Annotated in this window: 9 protein-coding genes and 2 pseudogenes; 3 read left to right on the top strand and 8 right to left on the bottom strand. The window is 43.2% G+C overall.

Annotation, left to right across the window (positions count from 1 at the left end):
- The 6 genes and pseudogenes from AAFP11_RS12995 to AAFP11_RS12970 all read right to left on the bottom strand — a co-directional run.
- Positions 1-1,439 (bottom strand): Gldg family protein (locus AAFP11_RS12995; protein ID WP_341737448.1); only part of this gene is annotated, 1,439 nt, incomplete at its 3' end.
- 25 nt (positions 1,440-1,464) lie between these two features.
- Positions 1,465-2,367 (bottom strand): Rpn family recombination-promoting nuclease/putative transposase, encoded by a 903-nt coding sequence (locus tag AAFP11_RS12990; RefSeq protein WP_341737447.1) that lies wholly within the window; start codon positions 2,365-2,367, stop codon positions 1,465-1,467.
- Between the two features lie 124 nt (positions 2,368-2,491).
- On the bottom strand, positions 2,492-3,292 hold the full coding sequence (locus AAFP11_RS12985; protein WP_341737446.1) for an ABC transporter permease: 801 nt from the start codon (positions 3,290-3,292) through the stop codon (positions 2,492-2,494).
- A gap of 2,225 nt (positions 3,293-5,517) precedes the next feature.
- Positions 5,518-6,462 (bottom strand): annotated as a pseudogene (locus AAFP11_RS12980) (ABC transporter ATP-binding protein); the annotation flags it as partial.
- 182 nt (positions 6,463-6,644) lie between these two features.
- Positions 6,645-8,321, bottom strand: coding sequence for a trypsin-like peptidase domain-containing protein (locus AAFP11_RS12975; protein WP_341737445.1), 1,677 nt, complete (start codon positions 8,319-8,321; stop codon positions 6,645-6,647).
- Between the two features lie 176 nt (positions 8,322-8,497).
- Positions 8,498-9,196 (bottom strand): pirin family protein, encoded by a 699-nt coding sequence (locus AAFP11_RS12970; protein ID WP_341737444.1) that lies wholly within the window; start codon positions 9,194-9,196, stop codon positions 8,498-8,500.
- 199 nt (positions 9,197-9,395) lie between these two features.
- Between AAFP11_RS12970 and AAFP11_RS12965 the strand changes: the two genes are divergently transcribed.
- Complete coding sequence (locus AAFP11_RS12965) at positions 9,396-9,794, top strand: DUF4112 domain-containing protein (protein ID WP_340525406.1); 399 nt, start codon at positions 9,396-9,398, stop codon at positions 9,792-9,794.
- A 353-nt stretch (positions 9,795-10,147) separates the two neighbouring features.
- Here the strand turns inward: AAFP11_RS12965 and AAFP11_RS12960 are convergent, their stop codons facing one another.
- Positions 10,148-11,179, bottom strand: coding sequence for a low specificity L-threonine aldolase (locus tag AAFP11_RS12960; protein ID WP_341737443.1), 1,032 nt, complete (start codon positions 11,177-11,179; stop codon positions 10,148-10,150).
- A gap of 111 nt (positions 11,180-11,290) precedes the next feature.
- Here AAFP11_RS12960 and AAFP11_RS12955 point away from each other — a divergent pair, with 111 nt between their 5' ends.
- Positions 11,291-12,148 (top strand): bifunctional class I SAM-dependent methyltransferase/HIT family protein, encoded by an 858-nt coding sequence (locus AAFP11_RS12955; protein ID WP_341737442.1) that lies wholly within the window; start codon positions 11,291-11,293, stop codon positions 12,146-12,148.
- A gap of 189 nt (positions 12,149-12,337) precedes the next feature.
- Positions 12,338-12,907 carry a hypothetical protein gene (locus AAFP11_RS12950; RefSeq protein WP_340525400.1) on the top strand — a complete coding sequence of 190 codons (570 nt, stop codon included), beginning with the start codon at positions 12,338-12,340 and terminating at the stop codon, positions 12,905-12,907.
- A gap of 86 nt (positions 12,908-12,993) precedes the next feature.
- Here the strand turns inward: AAFP11_RS12950 and AAFP11_RS12945 are convergent.
- A pseudogene (locus AAFP11_RS12945) lies at positions 12,994-13,200 on the bottom strand (DUF433 domain-containing protein).
- Positions 13,201-13,245 lie beyond the last annotated feature (45 nt).

The following is a 13,245-nucleotide window of genomic DNA, read 5'->3' as shown; positions in this document are numbered from 1 at the left end:
GATGGTGATGGGGATGTGGTGGGGGATGGTGATGCTGCGGGTGAGGTGGTGGGGGATGGTGATGTTGTGGGTGATGTGGTGGGGGATGGTGATGGGGATATGGTGGGGGATGGTGATGTGGTTGGGGATGGGGATGTTGTGGGTGAAGGGTTGGATGGAGTTGTCGCAGTTTCCGATCGCACTAAAGCTACACCTAATAATAGCGGGCCTTGTCGATCGGTCTTGGGATCGAATTCCAATTTCCGGGTTGTCAAATCACTTTCGGCCCAACTTTCCTGACTGGTCCAAATCAGCGGTTTTTCCTCGATTCCTTCTACTGCTTGGACTTCCAAAGGACGGGCAAAAGGATAAAATGAAATACCTGTCCCGAAACTTTGAGTAATGGGATGTTGGCCGTAACGTCGGACTGTAGGAACCGTGGGCCCCAGGCCGAATCTTTGGCCAGTACCGGAAGCATCGATAGCCAAACGACTGTCTAATTTTACGCCCCATTCTTGCAGAAATTTGTCCAATCCGATATTAATGGCTGGGTCTACCATTAAAAATAAACTGCCGCCGCGATCGAGATAAGCTTTAAGTGCTTTAATTTCTGTATCTGAAAATGGTTTATCGGGACCTGCAACTACTAAAGCATCTGCATCTTCTGGTATTTGTTTGCTTTCTGCCAAGTTTAGCGTTTTGGTGTTATAGTATTTGTCTTTCAGGGATTTTTCAGCTTGCTGAATTCCACCTTGACCTTCTTTTGGCTGGCGTTCTCCTTTACCTTGTAAAAAGTAAACTGTAGGAATGCGAGTGCTGAGTATTTCTTCTAAGCCATTGGTAAGTTTGATTTCAGAAAGCCCTTGATTTGGGTCACTACCAAAAGTAGTACCACCTTTTTGCAACAACTGTTTTCTGTCCCCTGATTGCAGGTAAACTTCTCCGATGGTAGAAATGTTAAATTCCCTAGCTTTTCCCGGTTGGGCGAGGGGGTCAACAAACTCGTATTCAAAATTTTTGCCTCCCTGACGTTTATAGGTTTGCAGCAATTCTTTGGTTTGGGAGTTTTGGGTTGGGTCAAATACCCAAACTTTGACTGTTTTTTGCAGGTTTTGCAATATTTGTTGAGTCTGGGGCGCGAGGGTAAATTGTTTGCTTTCGGTTAAGTCGATGCGGGTGGGATAGCGAAAGGCTATGAAGTTAATTACTCCGAGAATGACGAAGACAGCTAAGGTGGAAATCAGGGCGTTGGTGCTGGCTTGAGTAGAACGCCGTCCCCAAAAGCCTTGTTCGTAAGTTAAATATAGCAGCCATAGTGCGATCGTCACTGTTCCGCTAATCACCAGACCAACTGTCAGGGGTTCCCAGGCTGCGGAGACAAAGGCTGCTGTTAATCCCGCTGCTATCAGGAGAGGGCCAAGCCAAAAAATGTATTTGAAATTGTTTTTTCTGGTTTTCATAAAATTGATATTGAAGAATGTTATTTTATCCTGAATACGTAGGCAACCAATCGGTTAAATCTGACATTTTTTTGAAGTCAAGCACAGCCTCTCCTAACTTTTCTAAGTCTTCTAGGGATAATTGACGAATCCGGTTTTCTGTTTCGGGTTCAATAGTTCCTAAACGCTTCACTATTTGACGCAATATCAACGAAATTTGAGCTGTTTTGGTCGCCTCTTCTCTTGCCACACTTATTGCGCCATTTAGGTTTTGAATCCACATTTCCTGTTTTTCTAATTCTTTTAATTCTTGCCCGTCAAAATTGTCCTCTATGGCTAATTCAAAAGCTTTATAAATTTCGCTTTTTGTATTTATATCTTCTGGTAATCTGTCGAGGGTGCTGCTGTTTTTTATGAAGTATATCCATTGGTCTGCGGGTGTTTTTAATTCCAACCACTGTTTGTTGAATTTTGGCATTTCGACAAATACTAACTCTATTTCAGTATCGGGATCGTCGGTTTTTTGTTCTTTTTGTTTGAAGACAAATCGTGAAATGACTTCTGTTTGATTGGCAAACATTTCAAAATCGGCAATTTTTAAAGAGATTACTGTTTTTAGTCTTTCGTGGCGTTCTTCTCCTGTTAATTCCCGGCTGTAAGTTTTGCCACCATTGTACAAAAATCTGTTCCCGAAGGAGGATAAGTGGATTAATTGAAGTTCGATGAGAGCGATTTTGTCGCCCTTAATTTTAGCTTTGATATCTAGGTAGGTGTCTTTGACTCCCAAGGTTTCGACTCCTTCCTGGGGGTGGATGATGTCTAAATCTTCGATGACTGGCTGTGCTTCATAGAGAATTGAGTTTAAAAAATTAATCAGAATGTCTTTGTTTTCGGTAGTCCCGAATATTTTTTTGAAGGCCAAGTCTATTTTGGGATTGATGAATTTCATGGCGGGAGGTACTGGGTAGAATTATGTACGAAAAAAAATAAACTTCACCTAACTATATTACTTGGGGAAATGGTGCCAGTTTTTAATTCTGGCAATCCTATGTTTGCTGGCATCTATGTTTTTTTTAAGAACGTTGATAGCGCAAGGCATCGATGGATTGGGCGGTGAGAAATACTCCTAAAATAATGTATGTGGCAAACATGATTAAACTACTGGTATCGAAAACTCCCTTGACAAGATTGGTGTAATGTGTTAGGAGCGAAAGTTGTCCTAATGCTGCTCCGAAGGGCCCACCGATGCCGACTGCTGCTGCATCGATCACCCAGAGAAATAATACTAGAGCGAAGGTGAGAATGGCTGATAAAATTGTGCTGTCTGTGAGGGAGGAAATAAACATTCCTAGGGACAATACTCCGGCTGCTAGCAAGATTAAGCCGCCGTGTCCTAGGAGAAGAACGGCGGGGGGTACGGGAGGGGTTGAGGAACTGAGGGCGATCGCCTCGCAAAAGAGCAGGGGCAGCAACATGGTGGTATAAAATGTTAAAACGCCGAGGAGTTTGCCCGTAGCAACGGCCCAGTTGGTTAAGGGTGATGTGGCTAATAGTTCTAAGGTGCCTCGTTTGCGTTCTTCTGCGTAAAGTCCCATGGAGAGTGCTGGTAATACGAACAATGAAAGGGAACCCATGATTCGCAGAAATAGTTGCAGGAATTCGTAAGCGACATCGATGGGTGGTTCGGTAATTCCCATTTGATCTCGCTGGGTGACTTGGGGAATTAATCCGTCGGGGGCGAGGAGGATTGCTATTAAAAAATAGCCGGTGATTAACCAAAAGACGGCGGCGATGGCATAAGCTAATGGTGATGCAAAGTAGCTTTGTAGTTCCTTGCGGTAAATCGCGACAATATTACTAATCATTACTAACATTGGGAATGGGGAATGGGGAATGGGGAATGGGGAATGGGGAATTGGGAATTGGTTTATTCTGTGTCGCTAGCGGGGGGTGTTTCGCTGTTGTCACTAGCTTTTTGTTTTTTTTCTATTTGTCGTTTTTTGGTAAGTGGTGGTTGTTCGGGTGAAGCATCCCTAGGGGGTTGTTGCTTTTTTTTCAATTGTCGATTTGTGACAACTGGTTTCGATTCAGATTGAGGATGTGAACTAGATTTTTCTGTGTCTATAACAGATTCTCTTTCTACAATTGGTTCAGGTTCAGAATGGGCGATTAATTGTGGTCTCTCTCTAACAGGTTCAGGTTCGTCATGGGCGATTAATTCTGGTGTCTCTACAACTGGTTCTGGTTCAGAATGTGCGATCGCATCTTCTGTCTCTCTAACAGATTCATCATGGGCGATCGCATCTTCTGTCTCTCTAACAGATTCATCATGGGCGATCGCATCTTCTGTCTCTCTAACAGATTCATCATGGGCGATCGCATCTTCTGTCTCTCTAACCGGTTCCCTTGCTAAAATTGGTTCTGGTTCAGAATGGGCGATTAATTCTGGTGTCTCTACAACTGGTTCTGGTTCAGAATCTGCGATTAATTCTTGCTTTTCTACAATTTCCAGAAAATCTGCTACTAATTGCAGTTCGGGTTCCACATCACTATCACTTATCGACTCTTCTGTTGCTAAAACAGGTTCAGAATCTACGATTAAGGCAGAATTTTCTCGAACAGGTTCAATATCTGGGATTAATTCTGAGGTTTCTACAACAGGTTCAATATCTGGGATTAATTCTGAGGTTTCTACAACAGGTTCAGAATCTACGATTAATTCTGTAGTTTCTCTAACAGATTCAGAATCTACGATTAATTCTGAGGTTTCTCTAACAGATTCAGAATCTACGATTAAGGCAGAATTTTCTCGAACAGGTTCAATATCTGGGATTAATTCTGAGGTTTCTACAACAGGTTCAGAATCTACGATTAATTCTGTAGTTTCTACAACAGGTTCAATATCTGGGATTAATTCTGAGGTTTCTCTAACAGATTCAGAATCTACGATTAAGGCAGAATTTTCTCGAACAGGTTCAGAATCTACGATTAAGGCAGAATTTTCTCGAACAGGTTCAGAATCTACGATTAATTGTGATGTTTCTACAACAGGTTCAATATCTGGGATTAATTCTGAGGTTTCTACCACAGGTTCAATATCTGGGATTAATTCTGAGGTTTCTACCACAGGTTCAGAATCTGGGATTAATTCTGAGGTTTCTACCACAGGTTCAGAATCTGGGATTAATTCAGAATTTTCTATAACAGGTTCAGAATCTGGGATTAATTCTGAGGTTTCTACAACAGGTTCCGTATCTGGGATTAATTCTGAGGTTTCTACAACAGGTTCAGAATCTGGGATTAATTCTGAGGTTTCTACAACAGGTTCAGAATCTACGATTAAGGCATAATTTTCTATAACAGGTTCAGAATCTACGATTAATTGTGAGGTTTCTACAACAGGTTCAGAATCTACGATTAATTGTGAGGTTTCTACAACAGGTTCAGAATCTGGGATTAATTCTGAGGTTTCTACAACAGGTTCAGAATCTGGGATTAATTCTGAGGTTTCTACAACAGGTTCAGAATCTACGATTAAGGCATAATTTTCTACAACAGGTTCAGAATCTACGATTAATTGTGAGGTTTCTACAACAGGTTCAGAATCTACGATTAATTGTGAGGTTTCTACAACAGGTTCAGAATCTACGATTAATTGTGAGGTTTCTACCACAGGTTCAATATCTACGATTAATTGTGAGGTTTCTACCACAGGTTCAATATCTGGGATTAATTCTGAGGTTTCTACCACAGGTTCAATATCTGGGATTAATTCTGAGGTTTCTACCACAGGTTCAGAATCTGGGATTAATTCAGAATTTTCTATAACAGGTTCAGAATCTGGGATTAATTCTGAGGTTTCTATAACAGGTTCAGAATCTGGGATTAATTCTGAGGTTTCTACAACAGGTTCCGTATCTGGGATTAATTCAGAAGTTTCTACCACAGGTTCCGTATCTGGGATTAATTCTGAGGTTTCTACAATCGGTTCCGATGCAGGTTGAGAATCACTTATTTCCTGTAATGTTTCTGCAACTGCCAAAGTTTGGGCAACTTCAGGTTCAGTTTCAATTAAAACATCTCCCTGCTTCTTTTGGGCCGTTGTCAGCTTTAAAAACACATCTTCTAAACTAGCGCGGTTGCGACGCATTTCGCAGAGTCCAAAACCAGAGGCGATAATAGCTGCGGCAATTTCTCGTCCGGGTTCTAGATCGGGTTCGCACAGTGCCCGTAGGCGATAACGACCGGCTAAAGACTCTTGATTGGAGATTAATTCGATCGATCGAACACCGGGTAAATTTTCTACAGCAGGTAACAGCAGACTGTTCAATAACTCTGGTTCTCCCTCCACTTCCATTTCATAGCCAGAATTAGCCGCCAATTCACCAGTCAAATTTTCGGGACTACCTGCTGCGACAATTTGACCGCCATTGATGATGGTAACGCGGTTACAAGTCATACTGACTTCGGGCAAAATGTGGGTAGAAAGAATGATTGTGTGTTGTCCCCCAAGGCTTTTGATTAAATTGCGAACTTCGATGATTTGTCGCGGGTCAAGACCGACTGTTGGTTCGTCTAGGATAATTACCGGGGGGTCATGGACGATCGCCTGAGCGATGCCTACTCGTTGCTTAAAGCCCTTGGAAAGTTTGCGGATTAAAACTTTCCGTTTTTCGACCAAGCCACAGCGTTCGATGGCTGAGGTGACTCTGCGCGCGCGATCGCCCGCCGGTACTTGCTTAATCCGGGCCACAAAAAACAGAAATCCTTCCACAGTCATTTCTGGATAAAGTGGGGGATTTTCTGGTAAATAGCCGATGCGCTGTCTGACAGCCATCGAATTTTCGTGAACATCGAGACCGGCGATACGGGCTGTACCGCTGGATGCTGGTAAATATCCCGACAAAATCCGCATGGTTGTGGTTTTGCCGGCACCATTAGGCCCCAAAAAACCCAGAATTTCCCCTGATTCGACCGAGAAAGACACATCCGCGATCGCTGCGGTGGAACCGTAAGTTTTGCTTAAGTGTTCTACTTCAATCATTTTTCAGAAGTCAAGCGATGTTAGATTTGAGATTTTCCAAGTTACCCCACAGACTAATCCGGGGGATTGTGAGTTTAGTCCAGTCTGAACCAAATCTATCACAACAGGCGATCGTACTCGGAAGTGGGAGGATGGTTTTAGACATCTCCCAGAAGTATAATGCCTAAGTCCTGACAAAAAACTCAACTCCGTTTCCAAATTTTAATCTCCCCCAACCAACCACCACTCACAATCATCTTCCCATCCCCACTAATCGCCACAGCACTAACATAGCCAGAATGCCCGGTCAAAGTACCCCTCAAATCCCCCGATCGCACATCCCAAAGCCTAATACTCTTATCCCAACTCCCACTAAGGAGCGTACTACCATCGCGACTAATTGCCACCGACCAAACCCCATCCGTATGGCCACTCAAACGCCGAATTAACTGCCCATTTCCCACATTCCACAAACCAATTGTACCGTTGCCATTTCCCGCAGCCAAACTCTTGCCATCGGGACTAAAAGCTACGGACAAAACCGATAAATTCTTGCCGCTAATCGTGCGAATTAATTGACCACTAGCTAAATCCCATAACTTAATCGAACCATCTTTGCTACCGCTAGCTAATACCCCCCCTAGCCCCCCCTTGCTAAGGGGGGGGATTTGAGCGATCAGACTTATGGCAACAGTATTTACTAAGCCAGAATGACCGGTCAAAGTCCGTAGCAACTCCCCGGTTTTGAGATTCCAAATTTTAATCGTTTTGTCCCAACTACCGCTAACTAAAAACTCACCATTGGCACTAATCGCCACAGTCGAAACCGCATCGGAATGCCCGCTCAAAGTTTGTAAAAGAGCACCAGTTTCTAAATTCCAAATCTTGACCGTTTTGTCATCGCTACCACTAGCTAAAATCTTGCCATCGGGACTGATAGCTACGGCATTTACTGCTTCCCGGTGACTCCGCAGGGTAGTTTTCAATTCCCCACCGGGAAAATTCCAAACAGAGATAGTGCCGTTACTATTACCAGTGGCAAAATAATCAGTTGCCAAGGAAACGGAACTGACTACTTCCGCAGGGGCTTTGAGAGTATTTGTGGCTGCAAAGGCGATCGCATTTGCAGACTTGCGGGGCGAATTATTAACGGGATTTGAGGGTGTTTTGGTCGTGGGAGATTCAGGGACTACTGGCAGCGAAATAGTCGATCGCCATTTCATGAAAGTATTTATTTCTATCCCAGCCGCCACGATTTTATCAGAATTGTTCTCAAGCTTCACAATGCCATTAATTGCGATCAATTTCCCCCCATCGTCGAGCACCGGGCCGCCACTCATCCCCGCTCTCACCAAGTTATTGTATACTAATGTATAACCGTTCCAGACAGTCTGACGACCTGTCAGCAAGCCTTCTGTGGCAATGAAAATCGGCTGTCGGAGGGAACCGCCGGATATCGGCCAGCCAGCCACAATCGCCTTTTTTCCCGCAGTTGCTGGGGAATTGGCTAATTGAGCCAGGCGATAGCTTTCAGGACTGCTGAAGGGGACGATCGCCAAATCCGCACCGGGCATTCGCCGGATTAAAGTATAATATATAGAGTGAGATTTACCATCGGGAGTAATCACCCGATAATCACCGGCTTTGTCTACAACGTGCCAGTTAGTCAGAATATAGTAGGTGTTACCTTTTTTTTCTAAGATGACTCCAGAACCGCCTTTAGGCCCTTCAATGCGGACAGTGACAGCTTTAGCGACGGTTTTAACTTGGTCGGCGGTTAAGGCTAGGGCGATTTGAGGTAAGGTGAAGGGGAGAAGAGAGATGGTGCTTAGGGCGATCGTAGCACTCAAAACAGCCGGGATTGTTTTGCTGTAATTCATTTTTTTTTAACTTAACATACCAATATCTCAACTGACGAAAAACTTTTCCGGGTTGTGCTATATTTTGACACAAATTGCAGGTATGGCAATCCTAGTTATTTACTATTTTTAGCTGTCAGATGTCATCGACTAAAATCCCCGACTTCTTTGAGAAGTCGGGGATTTCGCATTCAATTTCAGGCTAAATCAAACAGCAAAAATTCAGCATCTGCTGTAGCTTCAATCACCAACTCAGACTCATCACTAACCGCAGCACCATCGCCCTGTTCCAAAGCCAAACCATTGAGCAAAACAGAGCCTCGCGCTACTTGCACCCAAGCATAGCGATTTGACTGTAAAACATGAGAAACCCGCGCATCCTTATCCAAAACAGCCGCATACAAATCCACATCTTGATGAATTTTCACAGCACCATCTCTAGCATCTCGCGCCGCCACTAACCGCAACCTTCCCCGTCTTTCTACTAAGGGAAAATCCCGTTGTTCGTAACTTGGTGTCAATCCATTCCTATCGGGCAACAGCCAAATTTGCAGTAAATGAACCGGGTCACTTGGCGAGTGATTGAACTCGCTATGCTGGATACCAGTACCAGCACTCATCCGCTGCACTTCACCAGGTTTAATCACCGCACCAGTACCCAAACTGTCCTTATGTTCTAATGCTCCTTCCAACACATAAGTAATAATTTCCATGTCCGTGTGACCGTGAGTACCGAAACCTTTGCCACCGTTAATGACATCCTCATTAATCACCCGCAAAGAGCGAAAATTCATATACTTGGGGTCGTAATAATTGGCAAAGGAAAATGTGTGATAACTGTCCAGCCAACCGTGATTTGCGTGTCCTCTTGCTTCACTTTTGCGAATAGCAATCATTTTCCGAATCCTCTGTGAAACCTATAGGGGTGTTTTTGTTATATTTCAAGTTTAGACCAAGTAAAGCTATTATGGGAAGTACGCACTTTTAAGTTAGGTACTACCCAAAAAGTTACTACCACCAAATACTCTGCAACTGAAAGCAAGTATCTAGCTCCCGACAGATTTCAATATTTCCACCGAATTCAACAATCATAAAATGAACTACACAGAGCGTCTTGCCACTCTCAACCGCATCCGCAAATTCAGCCGTTTGATGGATACCGCCATTGGCATCCCTGGCACCAAATTTCGCATTGGCTTAGATCCGATTATCGGTTTAGTACCAGGTGCGGGCGACTTAGTAGATACCGCATTTTCCGCTTACTTAATTTATTTAGCAACTCGATTCAAACTCCCACCCAAAACTTTCGGAAAAATGATTTATAATATAAGTCTAGAAGCAGTCATCGGCTCCATACCTTTAATCGGAGATATCTTCGATGCTTTTTATAAATCAAACATCAGAAATCTGGCTCTTTTAGAAGAACACCTCGCAGTAGTTGAACCGGAATTAACCGCAGTTGCAGAACCGATTTCTGAATCGATCAAAATGTAGCAGCGGGTTCCACCAATAAAAATTGCCAGGAATCATCCCGATTTTGTAAGGGGGGATGGGGGAAGGGGGACGAAAGAGAAGACTCCTGTCCCCCCCTTCTTAAGGGGGGCTAGGGGGGATCTGGGCCTAGTCGTCAAACAACAGTCTCTGACAGGGTTTGACGTTAAGTTGACACAAATGGCTTCGCCCCTACGAATATATTTGCCAAACACAGATTCACCCAATTGCCAATAACCAACAATCTCTCAAACCCGCCCAACCCAATTGCCGTGTCCTGATTTCGGGTTATATTAATTCCGATGCAACCGGAAGCAATCTGAGATATTATTGGTAAAACCGCCCCTACCAAATAATTAATGATAGCGCTTAACAGCTTCCACCAAAGCAATCACATCTTCTTCTTTAGTATTAAAAGCCGTGACAATTCTGATTGTACACCCAGTTTCGCTATCCCAGCGATAAAACTGGAATCCTTCAGCTAAAACTGCCACTATTACAGATTCAGGAAGTTGAAGAAAAATTTCATTTGCTTCTACCGGATGACAAAAAATTACTCCCTCAACTCCCGCCAAACCTTGTGCTAACTTAGCAGCCATCTGATTTGCATGAGCAGCATTTTTTAGCCACAAATCATCAGTTATATAGGCTGACAACTGGGCAGACAAAAAACGCATTTTAGAGAACAAATGCCCACTACGCTTGCGGTAAAAAGGGAAATTATTTGCCAATTCTTCATTGAAAAAAACCACTGCTTCCGCCGCCATTGCACCATTTTTAGTCGCTCCAAAGGAGAGAATATCGACCCCAGCCCGCCAAGTCACATCTGCTGGAGAACAGCCAAGACTGGCGACAGCATTAGCAAAGCGAGATCCATCCATATGCAGGTGTAAATTATGGTGGCGAACCACTTCTGAAATCTGGGAAATTTCCGCCGGAGTGTAGATAGTTCCAGCTTCCGTTGCTTGAGTGATGCTGACGGCGGCTGGCTGTACGTGGTGGACGACTCCTACACCCGCGCGCGCCAGACTTTTTTCTAAAGTTCCTGCATCAATTTTAGCATGATTTCCTGTTATTGTTACCAACTTTGCACCACCGCTAAAAAACTCCGGCGCGCCACATTCATCAAGATTAATATGAGATTCCCCATGACAATAAACAGCACCGTAAGGAGGTGTCACAACTGCAAGACTCAGAGCATTAGCAGCGGAACCAGTGGCTACGGGAAAAACCGTCACCGATGTCTCAAATAGTTCAGAAAACTTAACTTGCAAACCTTTTGTATATTCATCATCCCCATAGGATGAAACACTACCATAATTAGCTGCTGCGATCGCAGCCATGATTTCTGGGGAAACACCCGTTGCATTGTCGCTACAAAAATTCATAAGAATATTCGGTAAACACAATCTATAATATAACTCAAACACCAGGCAGTTGTCGCGGTTATATTTTAAATATTGAAATTTTAAAATTATTCAAATTAAATTAATCTCACCATGAAAAAACAGCAAAACAAATTCAGTCACCTCACGGCGATGGAAAGAATTTACCTGTCATTTCCGGCGAAATATTTATGGGAGCAAAACCTGCTGCAAGGTAAAATCTTAGACTTTGGTTGTGGCTTTGGCAACGATGTGAAATTATTGCAGCAAAAAGGGTTTGATATTGCAGGTTATGACCCTTACTATTTCCCAGTATATCCAGAAAATAAATTCGATACAATCCTTTGTTTTTATGTTTTGAATGTTTTGTTTCCAGAAGAGCAAGCTAAGGTCATCATGGAAGTATCGCATTTGCTTAAACCAGGAGGCAAAGCATATTTTGCTGTGAGAAGAGACCTCAAAAAAGAAGGTTTTCGAGAACATTATATCCACAAAAAGCCTACCTACCAGTGTATAGTAAAACTTCCGTTTAAGTCAGCACACTTAGATGAGTATTGTGAAATATATGAATATGTCCATTATAATCATCAAAGAAATTCAACTAATCATTGTATTTTTTGCAATCCGCATAAACAGCTCACTTTACTAACTGAATCAGCAACCGCCTATGCTATATTTGATGGTTATCCTGCCAGCAAAGGTCATGTTTTAATTATCCCGAAGCGTCATGTTGCCAATTATTTTGAACTGCCGTTTCGAGAACAATCAGCTTGTTGGTTCATGGCGAATCAAGTGCAAGATATTTTAAACAAAGAATTTCAGCCGGACGGTTTTAATGTGGGAATAAATATTCATAAAGATGCGGGCCAAAGTCGAAGTCATGCTGCGATTCATATTATTCCCCGCTACCGAGGTGATGCGAAGGGACATAAAGGCGGGATTAGATACGTGATTCCCAAGAGTGACAAATAAAAGTTAGTAAATTGTGAAAGGGATTTTTTTTTAACCGCAGAGGCGCAGAGAACACAGAGGAATGGAGAAGAGTGGGAGTCATAATTTTTGTAAGGATTGTTATATTTGAGCAAAGGCCGAACAAAAAAGGGTTAAAATATATTTACTAAGTCTGATACTAAACCTTAGCAGCAGTTTTGTATTCTGTTTATGTCTAAGCGCAAAAAACAAGAATGGCTCAAGGAAACCCTAGAGCTCAAGGAAAATCATAACTGGAAATCAAAACCGGGAACTCGCATCTTTGTCGCCGGAAGAGGAGCAGTCCGCTTTGATGTCCCCGATGATTGGCATTTTGAACCGGATACAAAATCTTTTCGGTTTACGGACAAAAAGCCGCCGGATGATGATTGTTGTTTGGAAGTTTCGTTTAATTTACTTCCCCCCGGAAACTGGGCCGATTTTCCCTTGGCTCCGCTATTAAAAAAGGTAGCGGAAGAAGACTCTCGAAATCCGTTTGACATGGGGGAAATCATTCAACTGAAGCGACAAACTGCTCGGATTGTTTGGACGGAATTTAAATTTATCGACCCTCCAGAGCAGCGGGAAGCTTATTCGCGAATCTGTGTGGGATTGGGTTCAAACGTTCAGTGTTTGATTACTTTTGATTACTGGGTTGATGATGCAGAGCGTTTGACTCCTGTCTGGGATACGGTGATGGAAACGTTGGTTTTAGGGTTGTTTATTAGCGACCCTCGAACTGGATTTGCACGGCCAGATTAGATGTATGCAGAGTTGGAAAGTACGGGTTTTATGGGTCTATACTCCCGACTTCATGAAGAAGTCGGGTATTTAAATTTTTTAGCCCTTTATCGTGTAGCAAACAGCAAGCAAGCTTGGATATCTTCGGGTTCTAAATTGGGAAAATCTGCCAAAATTTAACTAGCAGGTACATTATCCGCTAGAGTTTCTAGAATGTCACTAACTCGAATTCTCATGCCTCGGATACAGGGGCGGCCTCCACATTTACCCGGAGTTTGAGTAATGCGATCGAGTAAAGCAGTTTTGTCTAGCATAAGTTCGATCTACTGCACGGTACTTAATAGTATAGCGCTTGGAGT

Source organism: Microcoleus sp. CAWBG640, assembly GCF_020883015.1.
Taxonomy (GTDB): domain Bacteria; phylum Cyanobacteriota; class Cyanobacteriia; order Cyanobacteriales; family Microcoleaceae; genus Microcoleus; species Microcoleus anatoxicus.
The sequence above is the reverse complement of the archived record's forward strand: the minus strand, read 5'-3'. Positions and strand labels throughout refer to the sequence as shown.

Bases quoted from the DNA above. Each gene is read 5' to 3' on its own strand.
- AAFP11_RS12990 (WP_341737447.1), bottom strand. From the start codon at position 2,367: ATGAAATTCATCAATCCCAAAATAGACTTGGCCTTCAAAAAAATATTC.
- AAFP11_RS12985 (WP_341737446.1), bottom strand. From the start codon at position 3,292: ATGTTAGTAATGATTAGTAATATTGTCGCGATTTACCGCAAGGAACTA.
- AAFP11_RS12975 (WP_341737445.1), bottom strand. From the start codon at position 8,321: ATGAATTACAGCAAAACAATCCCGGCTGTTTTGAGTGCTACGATCGCC.
- AAFP11_RS12970 (WP_341737444.1), bottom strand. From the start codon at position 9,196: ATGATTGCTATTCGCAAAAGTGAAGCAAGAGGACACGCAAATCACGGT.
- AAFP11_RS12965 (WP_340525406.1), top strand. From the start codon at position 9,396: ATGAACTACACAGAGCGTCTTGCCACTCTCAACCGCATCCGCAAATTC.
- AAFP11_RS12960 (WP_341737443.1), bottom strand. From the start codon at position 11,179: ATGAATTTTTGTAGCGACAATGCAACGGGTGTTTCCCCAGAAATCATG.
- AAFP11_RS12955 (WP_341737442.1), top strand. From the start codon at position 11,291: ATGAAAAAACAGCAAAACAAATTCAGTCACCTCACGGCGATGGAAAGA.
- AAFP11_RS12950 (WP_340525400.1), top strand. From the start codon at position 12,338: ATGTCTAAGCGCAAAAAACAAGAATGGCTCAAGGAAACCCTAGAGCTC.